Origin of the sequence: Actinocrinis puniceicyclus (assembly GCF_018283645.1) — a bacterium.
Classification (GTDB): Bacteria; Actinomycetota; Actinomycetes; order Streptomycetales; family Catenulisporaceae; genus Actinocrinis; species Actinocrinis puniceicyclus.
In genome coordinates this window covers 1-8,815 of record NZ_JAGSXH010000174.1, presented here as the reverse complement: position 1 = coordinate 8,815, position 8,815 = coordinate 1, and the positions used below count along the sequence as shown (strand labels likewise).

The window sequence follows — 8,815 nt, the reverse complement described above, 5'->3', positions numbered from 1 at the left end:
ACCCCGGACCCTCGCTCGGATACCTGCCAGCCGGGCCGACCGCGCCCGTGTGCCTGTGCCCCGGCCTTTGTTGTAGCGCCCCGCTCTGCTTGTTCGTCGCGCGCGTCCAGCGCCGCATGCGCCTTGCGCATGCGGCGCTGGGGCGCCGTACGCGGCGTGCGCCGCTGGCCACGCGCGACGAACCACCAACCGAACCCCTCCCCACTGGCCGAACCCCAGCCTTCTCCCCGGTCTCCCCGCCACCGGTCTCCCGACCCCGGCCCCGATCCGTGCTCCATGGCCTCACCACCGGCCACCGCGCAGGCAGCAGCCCCCGGAACCGACATGGGCACCACTCCGTCGGCCCACGCAACGCCCCTGGTCACCGCTCTTACGGTCACCACCCGGCCGCCGGCCCCGCGGCCCAAAAGACAGGGCAGCGGGGACGGCACCCGTCAGTGGCAACAGTCACCAACTGGCGCTACTCACCCGGCGGTGTGAATTCGTATTTCCCGTCTGAACTCCGCACTAAAGGAAGCACGGAGACAACCGCGTCGGGATTCAACGGCCCGTAGATATGAGGAAACGGCTGTTCCCAACCAGGCACGTCGTCATATTGGAGCGGCGAGGTCAGCCGTCCTTCATCGATCACGAGCACGACGAGACCGTCATCTGACCCGTAGATCATGTTCGCTACCGGGGCGACCTGATCGGTGGTGCCTCCGTGGATGAATCCCTGCTCTTCCAGGGTGCGACCCTTCGTGGACATCCGATACTCGCCCCCTTCCTTGGCCTTGTCCCAATCGGCCTCGAATGCGATGTGGTAGATCATGCCCTACCTTCCGAGTAGACCAGCCGTCTGTTCCGCGAACTCAAGCGTCCGCCGGTGGTTCGGGTGGTGCTTCCGCAGCCGCCGTTGAAGATCGCTGAGATAGCCTATGACCCGCCCTGACTGGAGGCCAGTTGCACGGCTTAGCGCCTCTGTACCGAGCGAACACGCTTCGTCCGGGTCCGACTCGACATGCGCCGTAGCCAATACCGTGAGGTTGAACGCTTGAGTCCGATGCATAGCGTCGCTCATGACAGTCGCCTTAGTCGCGAAATACCTTGCCTGCCGCCAGTCTCCGAGGTCACGGAAGGTATGGGCGAAGCGCGCCGCAATATAGCCCTCATCCAAGTAGTTCAACCAGCCTGGAGTGTCCTCCGGCTGAATCTGATCAAACGCTACCTCTGCTCTATGCAACGCGCTGACAGCCGCCTGCTTGTCTCCAGAGAGGGCTAGTGCGTTGGCCTCAAGGATGCACGCTTCGGTGTAAAGCGCCGGAACGGCTACCCGCTTCGCCACGTCCTGACTCGAACGGGCGAGTTCAATAGCTTGATGGGTATTTCCTAGATGGATTGCGTGATGACTTCGCGCGGCAAGAACCTCCCCGCCGAACGCCTTGTCGCCACCAACTGCCGAGAGGTCCAGGGCGATGCGAAAGTGGGCGTCCGCCCAGTCATGCTCTGCAATGTCGTATGCGGTCCATGCAGCTAGGTGCGCGAGCTGCGCCCCTGCGCGATGAAGGGCCTTGCCCACGCCGCTTCGGTAGGAGCCCTGACGGATCATCACCAGAACCCGAGCATCGAGGTACTGCGATGCGAGCGGGTACACATGACCGCCTCCGAACCTGTTGTCAAGGTCGCGGATCGTCCTCGTGATCTCCTCGACAGCCTCAACGTCGGTCACGCCCACGCCTGAGCGTCCAGCCGGGGCACCGGTCCCCGATAGGGCCAATGGCCTCAAAGCCACGGCAGCGGCCACGAACTCACGACGGTTCACAGCCGACAAGTCTTCTACATCCACGCCCAACGCAGTCGCGATATTCCGCAGCGAGTACGGACGCGGTTCGCGCCGACCGGCCTCCCAGCGACTGACCGACTCACGGGATACCGCGATGTGCGGAGAGAGCTTGCACAGCTCAGCGGCCAACTCAGCCTGGCTCCAGCCCCGGGCAAGGCGGAGATCACGAATCCGGTCACCAGTGGTCACACACCGAGTATGCCCGCCGATTGGTCACCTATTGGCCACTGCCCGCAACATCGGGTCAGATCTTTACTGGAACCGTGGAGACGATCCCGGCACAAACACCAGGTCAGACGGCGTACTCGCCGCTTCCAGCGCGAAAGCGCGTCATCCTGCACGTCTGGGGCGTAACCGTCGCCGACCAGGAGCACGCCATCTACCGCGCGGGCCAGAGCGAGTCGCGCAACTCATGGGACTTCATCGAGACCAAACGTCTGACCGGCACGACGTGCCCGATCGACACCCGCACCCCCGGTCCAGGGTCAATCGCCCTGGACAGTGGCTACCACTGGGCTTATGCCATCTATCTGGCGGACGCGCGATGAACCTCACCGAAACCTACCTGGACTTACGCGACGCGCTCGCGCCGTTGGGCGTCGAAGTCGGGCGGGACGCTTTGGCGCTGTGGCAGGATCGCGAACTCCACGACCGCGAAGCGTTCCCGGCCGATGCGCTCAGAAGCCTTCACGAACTCGCCGCGCGCCTGCTCAAGGAGACGCCGCCGTGAATCCCTGGTGGCCCCTGCTCGGCGAAACCGTACGCGCACCGCTGCCCTATCCCTGGCACCCAAGACGGCAAGCGCCCGTAGACGAGGCGATGCTACGGCGCGTGGTCACAGGACTCGAACAACTCGCGCGACACGCGCCCCTGACCTGACACCGCCGAAGAGCACCCGGCCACCCCGGGTAAGCCACGGCACCCAAACACGCCCCGCCCCCGCAATTCCCCCGGGCCGGGGCGGGGCGTGCACGACCACCACCGCCAGAACATTCCGGCCACCGAGACCAGGCACACGGCGTCAAAGTCACCTGACCCGAGGTTGTTAGTCGATCACTCACAACGGAGTTAGGAACCAAGATTCACGAGGTCTTCCCAGATCGGGGGCCGATGACGGGACCTGCGCCGTGTGCCATCCCCGCTACCCGACAACCACGACAGAGAGGCACCCGTGAGCCAGTCAACCGCATACGCCGACGCCGATGGCGAGAGCGTAGAGGCCCTACCAGTGTGCGGAACGTTCATCCCCTCGTGGCGTGATTCGGAGCAGTGCGCTCGCTGCGGGAACGCCAAGTCTCGCCACTAGGCAACGGACCAAGCCCCGGCCAGTATGAGAAGTCTGATGCCGAGCGCCCTGGCCGAGACAGGAAGCCTGGAGCTGGCGTTGAAGTGGTGCCCGGTGGCGACGTCGCACACCTCGCCAGGTCGCAAAGCGACTCGGCCGAGACTTCACCGCGAAGGAGAGCAAATGGAATCTAAGCTCATCGTCAGCCCTTATCCGGATGGGTATGTCATCGTCCGGCGAGGCCGTGACGGCGGAGTGCGTATCGGCTCGGCCCTCTACGCGCAACTGCGCGACGCCCCCACTGACGCCATGGTTCCGACATGGCTCGTTGAGGCTGCGAGCCAGGGGCTAGGCGTGGACGTGACGGGCCGGACGGTCGGCAACGCGGTCATGGTGAGGCCCGAAACTCCGTACGGCTACGCCCGCGCGAGCTACGAACTGAACCTCGGATGTAACTTCGACTGCGAACACTGCTACCTGGGAGAAAAGCGGTTCGAAGGGCTGAAGTGGCCAGACCGCGAACGCCTCTTGAACACCATCGCGGAATCGGGGGTGCTCTGGCTCCAGCTCACGGGCGGCGAACCCCTGATCGATTCGCTGTTCGCGGAGACGCACGCTTACGCGTGGGATCTCGGCATGATGATCCAGCTCTCGTCCAACGGATCGACGCTCTACCAATCGAAGGTACTCGACCTTCTGACTGAACGACCGCCCTACCGGCTCACACTCAGCATCTACGGCGGGACCGAGGAGTCATACGACGCCATGACCCGCCGCCGGGGGTCGTTCAAGAAGTTCATGCGCGGCCTTGCCGCAGCCCACGAAGCCGGGCTGAATCTGCGGCTGAACATCGTGGTCTCCAACCGCAATGACCACGAAATACCGCTCATGCGGGAGATCGCCCGACAGCACGGTGCTGAGGCGTTCGAGTACACGCAGATATCTCCGACGTTCCAGGGCAGCGGCGACGTGTTGCCGAGCCAGTCTCGGCAGGTGATGCGCACCAGGACCCCGTACACGGGCTGCAACGCGGGCATCACCCATTACCACGCCGATCCGCACGGCCTTGCCTCTATCTGCAAGATCGGCCGACAGAATCAGGTCGATCTCATTGTGGAGGGGACAGCTGGCCTGTCCCGCCTCGTCGGGTTCGCTGATGCCCAGCTCACGCGGCACGGCGGTTGCTCGGGGTGCGGGCTCCAGAAGACGTGCGGTACCTGTATGCCGCTGGTGACGCTCTACCGGCAGGCACAGGCACCGCTCGAAAGGTACTGCCAACACTAGAGAGAGGTGAGCGCATGGCCGCAGTTGCCGTAGCGTTGCTGACCCACCCGCCGGACGACCTGGCGGAACTCCCGGAACTCGACGACACGCATCCGGAACTCGACCCGAACGCGTTCGAGATCATCACCGACACGGATAAGCTCGTGGTGGCGTGCAGTTGCAGCTCCAGCAGTGACAACCCATACCAGTAGAACCCCCGCCAAACCGGAGGCCCAGTGCGACACTGGGCCTCCGCCGGGCCACCCAGAGGACCTCTGTGGATCGCATCGCATGGGAAGACCTAGCCGACGATCTGAAGGACGCGATCGAGCGGCGCACCGGGCTCATCCTGAGCGCGCAGACCATGACGGCCGGGAAGAACTCTCCGGTTGCCGCGACGGTTGCGACCGCTGAGGGCAAGACGTTCGTCAAGGGGCTGCCCGCGAATGACCGCCGCTCGGCGAGCCAACTCCGGGAAGCCGCAGTCGCACCGCTCGTCACGGGAATCTCTCCAGCCTTGTACTGGCAGTTCGAAGAGGCAGGGTGGATCGTACTCGGGTATGAGTACGTGGAAGGCCGCCATGCCGACTACCGGCCCGGCTCTGGCGACCCGGATGCGCTGCTTCCCGTCTTTACAGCGCTCGGCGAGATCAATGTCCCGGATCCGAGTCCCTTCAAGAGCGCTGAAGACCGGCTGAGGAGCTACATCCCTGATCCGGAGACGCTGGCACTCTTCAAGGGCTCGACCCTCCAGCACACCGATTGGGTGCCATACAACGTACTCGTCTCGCCAGAGCGGCCGTATCTGATTGATTGGGCATGGCCAACCCTCGGCGCGGCGTGGATGGACCCGGCTTACTGGCTTCTCCGACTCATGGCCTCGGGTCACTCTGTGCAGGAAGCAGAGCGCTACGCCCTCCACGTTCCGGCGTACGCCGACGCCGACCCTGAACATCTCGACGTGTTCGCATCCGCGAACGTCCAGATGTGGGACGAGATCGAGAGGGAGTGCGAAGGGCGCATCACGGATTGGATGCACTCGGTCGTCCTGGCAGCGCGGGAGTGGGATAACCACCGCCGGAACCGAGCGAAGGTCTTCGCCCTTTAGTCGCACCCGCGACTACGCTCCGCGCTGGCCGGCGCGAACCCACAGTAATCACGCCAGCTAGCGCCCACTATCGGCCGCTACCTCCCCCTCGCGCTCAGTCCGCCTTCCACGCCGCCGTGATCTGCTGCCCCAACCGGACGCACCCCGAGATCCCGTGCCCTGAACGCAGAGCCCCTAGACCGGACAGACAAAGACGCCTCCGGCGGACCGGACTCCGAGGGGAGGGGACGACACGCTGCCAGCGCGCGCCGGAAGGGGTGGTTGCGTTGCGATCCGGTTCCCTCGTCTGCCCAGCCGTCCCGGAGGGTGTCAGCCATCAGCCCCATCATCAAAGGATGGTGCTCTTTGACGATGGGGCAGCCGCCCGACCGCGCAAGCGCACGCCTGGGCAGACGAGGGAACCGGATCTCGGGGGGATGTGCGGCTAAGCCGCTGGCACAGAACGCGACCCCGCTCACACTGCCCTAGGCCGCATCCGTGCAGGCCAGGCCCGGAATTCCCCTAAGATACCCCCGCGAAAGTATTGCAGGGCGCTCTTGCCGACTCCCGGCATGCCGTCGAGCGCGTAGACGGCGGTGCTCGTTCCCGCGCGCAGGTCTTCGGTGATGGCGGCGAGTACGTCGCGCAGTTCTTCTTCGCGTCCGATGAGGTGCGGCAGGTCGCGGTCCAGGGTGTCCGGGGCGGGGCCGCCGCTCGCGTATTGGTGGTTGGGCGTCGATATGACGGCGGCTTCGCCGCGTAGGATGCGCTGGTGCAGGGCTTCGAGTTCCGGGCGCGGGTCGACGCCGAGTTCGTCGCGCAGGCGTGCGTGTGCGCGGCGATAGGTGGCCAGCGCTTCGTCCTGCCGGCCGGCGTTGTTCAGCGCCCGCATGAGCAGGCCGATGGCGTTCTGGTCGATGCGGCCGACACCGGTCAGCGACGTCAGTTCACTGATTAGGTCGTCGCTGTGCTCGCCGAGCCGCAGATCGAGTTCGATGCGCGCGAGGACGGCCGCCCGCAGGCGTTCGCGCAGCGCCTGGCGTGTGGCCTGGGCCCACTGTCCGGTCAGACCGTCGAGCGGGTCTCCGCCCCAGAGGCTCTCGGCCTGCCGAAGCAGGGTTCTGGCCCGCTCGGGGTTCGGTTGCGCGGCGGCCGCGCGGGCGCTGCTGAGCAGTTGCTCGAAGCGGCGGGCGTCGACCTGGTCGGGCGGCACGTCGAGGCGATAGCCCCCTGCCGGGCTGCTGCTGATCAGGCCGGTGAGGTCGCCCGCGTCGCGCAGGCTGCGCCTGACTCTCGACACGTACACCTGGATCGTTTCCCTGGCACGGTCGCGAATCTCATCGTCCCAGAGGCGTTCCGCCAGGGTCTGGACGGAGACGACTCGGCCCGCTTCGAGCAGCAGGATGGCCAGGAGGCATTGTTCTTTGAATGTACCCGCCGGAAACTTCTGATCGCGTTCCCATATTTCGACGGGCCCGAGCACGCGGAAATACATCCGCGCCCTCCTCTGGTCGACGGTGAGCGCGCTACCTGCTCATCGTCGCATCGGGATTGTCTCAGAGGCCAGAGTCAGCGGGGGGCTTTGCATGTGCATCGCGCCCCCCGCGCGCCAGCCGAAATCCCGGTCGATGTGGCCGCCGCCTGAAATTCAGGTTATCCGGTGGGGGTTCTGGGACCACTGCGACGCCCGATTCGTGCGGTTCACGTCGGCAAGAGGCGGACGTTGCATTCCAGCGCACGCGCCCAAAGCACGAACCCTATCGGCCGCGGATATCCCTCCGCGCGCTCCCACCGCGTGATCGACCTCTGATTGACGCCCAGCTTCGCGGCCAGAGACGCCTGGGTGAGCCTTCGGCGCATGCGCGCCGTACGCAATGCGGTGGACAACCGCCTCAGTTCGCGTTGCGGGTAGGGCTCCTCGCAAGCCGTGTCCGTATCGGGAGCGACGGGGATCTCATTTCCGTCGCTGTCCGTGATCGCCACGCGAAGCCCCAATTCGCGGCTCCATGCCATGAGGTGGGGCGCCGAGGGATTGTCGCGACCGGCTTCCCAGTCCGCCACCGAGTGGGTCGCCACGTTCAGGCGAGCGGCGAGCACTTCCTGTGGCAGGTCGCCACGCCAGTAGCGCACCCGTTTGAGTTCTTCGACGAGCGCGGTGAGCCGCTCCTGAGCCAGGTGATTGTGTATCAGTGCCATAACTTCTATCTCGCAGGTCCACGGCCTCGCGACATGGTTCTGCGCACGAGGCGGACCTTCTGCGTCGGCGCGGATATTCGGGATTCGCCTGGTGGACCTTCCCCATAATCGTTCCAGGATAACGACTTCCCGGCAATCGCGGGCCCGCATCGCTTCCAGAACGCACGTGCGCACCATGCTATCATCACGTTGACGCCGTCCCGCGTCTGCGTCCGTGCGCGCGGAGCGAAATCGAGCCCTGATCCACTAGGCGTACTCGGCATCGCCAGTCTGTGCTACGATCCCGCTCTGCCGCGCGTGCGGCACCGATCGATCCGAGGTACAGCGTGGACGTGATGGTCGCCCTGTGGTCCATACCCGCGTCGCTCGCGGCGAGCGCTACATCGCTTATCAACCCCCTATCTTGGGTCGACAACAACCTGATACTCGTCGCTAGCCATGTCTACAGTCTTGTGCGCTGCTTCTCGGGATAGATCGCGCCGGCGAGCGGTCCTCGCGTGAACGCGGTTCCTCTTCTGACGGCCTCCAGCATCCTCGTCGGCGGGCTGACGTCAACAGTATGTGGCTCGCATCCGGCGAAAACGCAGAAGCGGCGTTGCCGCGGCGCCGCATCGACGCCCATCCGACACCTCAGACAAGCCTGCCAGGGAGGGCACAGCGTCGTGGGGGTCACCTGTCCATGGACCGGCCGCAGGTCCGCGTCCCCGTTGATCAAGCCGCGCTCTTGGTGACGATCCGCTGTCTTGCCGCCGCGCGTACGGCTCACGCAAGGCGGCGCACGGCACAGACGGCGGCTGGCCCACTCCTGTCCGACGCGCGGAGCGCAGGACAGGAGTGGGCCAGCCGGTGTGCCGCCTTGGCGGTGCGCCGCCGGTTACCTGGTGAAGAAGTCCTGGTTGGTGCCGGGGGCGTTCTTGCAGGGCCACTGGTCCAGTTGCTGGCCGGTGTTGCTGCCGTTGCCGTAGACGTCCAGGCACAGGCCGCTGTTCTGGTTCTTGAACTGCCAGGAGCCGTCGGACTGCTGCTGGGCCAGCCACTGGCTCGCGGCCGAGCCGCTGACCGGCTGCTGGACGATGTCCGGGGTGCCCTGGGCGGTGGAGGAGTTGGCGACGCTCACGTCCTGGCCGGAGTTCTGCGCCTGGATCTCGCCGTAGCCGCCGGA

At 65.6% G+C, this 8,815-nt stretch carries 10 protein-coding genes; 5 read left to right on the top strand and 5 right to left on the bottom strand.

Features of this window, described 5'->3' with window-relative positions; translation table 11 throughout:
• Positions 1-460: 460 nt before the first annotated feature.
• Positions 461-811, bottom strand: coding sequence for a DUF952 domain-containing protein (locus tag KGA66_RS26680; protein ID WP_211471934.1), 351 nt, complete (start codon positions 809-811; stop codon positions 461-463).
• 3 nt (positions 812-814) lie between these two features.
• Positions 815-2,011 carry a helix-turn-helix domain-containing protein gene (locus KGA66_RS26675; protein WP_211471932.1) on the bottom strand — a complete coding sequence of 399 codons (1,197 nt, stop codon included), beginning with the start codon at positions 2,009-2,011 and terminating at the stop codon, positions 815-817.
• Between the two features lie 74 nt (positions 2,012-2,085).
• Between KGA66_RS26675 and KGA66_RS26670 the strand changes: the two genes are divergently transcribed.
• The 5 genes from KGA66_RS26670 (at position 2,086) to KGA66_RS26650 (ending at position 5,478) form a co-directional block, all read left to right on the top strand.
• Positions 2,086-2,370 (top strand): hypothetical protein, encoded by a 285-nt coding sequence (locus KGA66_RS26670; protein WP_211471930.1) that lies wholly within the window; start codon positions 2,086-2,088, stop codon positions 2,368-2,370.
• Positions 2,367-2,552, top strand: a complete 186-nt coding sequence (locus KGA66_RS26665) for a hypothetical protein (RefSeq protein WP_211471928.1) — start codon at positions 2,367-2,369, stop codon at positions 2,550-2,552. The genes KGA66_RS26670 and KGA66_RS26665 overlap by 4 nt, the downstream gene beginning before the upstream one ends.
• A gap of 738 nt (positions 2,553-3,290) precedes the next feature.
• Positions 3,291-4,391 (top strand): radical SAM protein, encoded by a 1,101-nt coding sequence (locus KGA66_RS26660; protein WP_211471926.1) that lies wholly within the window; start codon positions 3,291-3,293, stop codon positions 4,389-4,391.
• Positions 4,392-4,405: 14 nt separating this feature from the next.
• Complete coding sequence (locus tag KGA66_RS26655; protein WP_211471924.1) at positions 4,406-4,582, top strand: hypothetical protein; 177 nt, start codon at positions 4,406-4,408, stop codon at positions 4,580-4,582.
• Positions 4,583-4,647: 65 nt separating this feature from the next.
• Positions 4,648-5,478, top strand: coding sequence for a protein kinase family protein (locus tag KGA66_RS26650; protein WP_211471922.1), 831 nt, complete (start codon positions 4,648-4,650; stop codon positions 5,476-5,478).
• A 454-nt stretch (positions 5,479-5,932) separates the two neighbouring features.
• Here the strand turns inward: KGA66_RS26650 and KGA66_RS26645 are convergent, their stop codons facing one another.
• The 3 genes from KGA66_RS26645 to KGA66_RS26635 all read right to left on the bottom strand — a co-directional run.
• Entirely contained in the window at positions 5,933-6,952 is a 1,020-nt protein-coding gene (locus KGA66_RS26645) for an AfsR/SARP family transcriptional regulator (RefSeq protein WP_211471920.1), read from the bottom strand.
• 206 nt (positions 6,953-7,158) lie between these two features.
• Positions 7,159-7,653, bottom strand: a complete 495-nt coding sequence (locus KGA66_RS26640; protein ID WP_211471918.1) for a helix-turn-helix transcriptional regulator — start codon at positions 7,651-7,653, stop codon at positions 7,159-7,161.
• Between the two features lie 874 nt (positions 7,654-8,527).
• On the bottom strand, positions 8,528-8,815 hold a 288-nt coding region (locus tag KGA66_RS26635), incomplete at its 5' end, for an RICIN domain-containing protein (protein WP_211471916.1).

Bases quoted from the DNA above. Each gene is read 5' to 3' on its own strand.
- KGA66_RS26655 (WP_211471924.1), top strand. From the start codon at position 4,406: ATGGCCGCAGTTGCCGTAGCGTTGCTGACCCACCCGCCGGACGACCTG.
- KGA66_RS26660 (WP_211471926.1), top strand. From the start codon at position 3,291: ATGGAATCTAAGCTCATCGTCAGCCCTTATCCGGATGGGTATGTCATC.
- KGA66_RS26645 (WP_211471920.1), bottom strand. From the start codon at position 6,952: ATGTATTTCCGCGTGCTCGGGCCCGTCGAAATATGGGAACGCGATCAG.
- KGA66_RS26680 (WP_211471934.1), bottom strand. From the start codon at position 811: ATGATCTACCACATCGCATTCGAGGCCGATTGGGACAAGGCCAAGGAA.
- KGA66_RS26665 (WP_211471928.1), top strand. From the start codon at position 2,367: ATGAACCTCACCGAAACCTACCTGGACTTACGCGACGCGCTCGCGCCG.
- KGA66_RS26640 (WP_211471918.1), bottom strand. From the start codon at position 7,653: ATGGCACTGATACACAATCACCTGGCTCAGGAGCGGCTCACCGCGCTC.